Annotated in this window: 1 protein-coding gene and 1 pseudogene; both read right to left on the reverse strand. The window is 76.6% G+C overall.

Annotation, left to right across the window (positions count from 1 at the left end):
• Positions 1-440: pseudogene (locus J0670_RS37735) on the reverse strand (hypothetical protein); the annotation flags it as partial.
• Positions 437-1563, reverse strand: a 1127-nt coding sequence (locus J0670_RS37740; protein ID WP_207817284.1) for a lantibiotic dehydratase C-terminal domain-containing protein, incomplete at its 5' end; no start/stop codon positions are given. The gene J0670_RS37740 and the pseudogene J0670_RS37735, both read right to left, overlap by 4 nt.

The raw sequence follows: 1563 nt of genomic DNA on the forward strand, positions 1-1563 counted from the left end.
GTGACGACCGACGGCACCGCCCCGCCCCGGGCCAGGGCGCGCGCCACCGCGCGGGCCGGCTCGTCGTCCGGGTCCGCCGAGGCCACGACCGGGCGCGCGGCGGCGAGGGCCTGCGCCGCGTCCCCGGGGCGGTCGGCCACCGAGCCGGGCCAGGGCGGCGGTTCGGCGCCGTCGGGGTGGTCGACCAGCAGGCCGTGCTCACGCAGGTGGGCGGTGACGGTGGCCAGCGCCGCCTCCGTCCTCGGGTGCCCCGCCTCCGCCAGGGCCTGCGGGTCGGCGCCGAGCCGTGCCGACAGGACCTCCCACAGCGCCGGCAGCGAGCGGCTGCCCTCCAGGGTGAGGCTGGTGCCGCGGCCGCGCAGGTGCAGCCCCTCCAGCAGCGGGGTCACCGCCACGCCCGGACGCAACCGGGTGCGCCCGGTGACCGGTTCGGCCGTCACGCCGCCCCCTCGACCCGGGCGATCACCTGGCTGATGTAGTCCTGCCACCGGTGCCCGGTGAGCTCGGGCACGCTGCGCACGACGAGGTGGGCGGCCAGATAGCGTTCCACCGGGCGGACGTCGCAGATCGCGAAGAGCCGGTACAGGGCGTTGGTGCTGGTCCGGTAGATCAGGTAGTCGGTGCGGCTGAACAGCGTTCCGGTGGGGTCGCTGCGTGTCACCATCCGGTGGAACTCGCTGTAACGGGTGCGCAGTTCGAAGTCCCACCGCTCGGCGGTGGCCCGGTCTCCGAGGGCGGCGGCGCGGGCCCGGTACTCCTCACCGCGGCCGGACAGGTCCACCCCGGCCGCCAGCAGTCGCTCCGCCCGGTTCCAGGCCGTGGCCGACCAGTGCGCCCAGTCCCGCTCCCAGCCGCGCGCACCCCCGCCCGCGATGCGGCCGACCAGCTCCGTGACGGCGGCGCCGCCGCGCTCCCAGCGCTGTTCGAAGGCGGAGCGCAGGCGGCCGTCCGGGTCCTCGTGGGCGAGGAAGTCCTCCAGGTGGGAGAGGAACGAGTAGTGCCCGCCGACCAGCCCGTCGGCGTGCGTGCTCGCGTGCGCCGCCAGCGCCGTGACCACCAGCTGCACCCGGGCCTGCGCCGTGTCGCCGTGCTCCCCGAGGAACTCGCAGGCCGAAGTGATCGCGGGCAGCCCGAGCCGCATCAACTCGTCGCGCAGTGCGGCCGGTTCGGACCCGAGCAGGGCGTGCATGGCGGCGGTTGCGGCCGGGTCGGCGGGCACGACCCGGACGGTGTTGTCCGGCACCAGCGGGCCGTACGGCGGCGCGATCAGCTCGGCCCGCCCGGCGACCGCAGCCTCGGCGAGCAGTTGCTCCTCCGTCCGGTCGGCGACGGACGGGTGCGCGGCCGACCACGCCCGCAGCACCTCGGCGGACTCCTCCGCCGCGACGGCCACCCGCTCGGCCGGCCCCTCCAGCCGCAACCGCAGGTGCGGTCCGAACCGCCAGTGCCGCTCGACGTGCGCTTTCAGTCCGCCGGCCGCCGCCCGCCGTGCCAGCGGCAGGACGGCCTCGCGCAGGGCGCGTGCCTTGGTGGGCTGGTAGTGGTACAGGATCACGTCGAGAG

The sequence above is a fragment of the Streptomyces sp. FH025 genome (assembly GCF_017427025.1).
Classification (GTDB): domain Bacteria; phylum Actinomycetota; class Actinomycetes; order Streptomycetales; family Streptomycetaceae; genus Kitasatospora.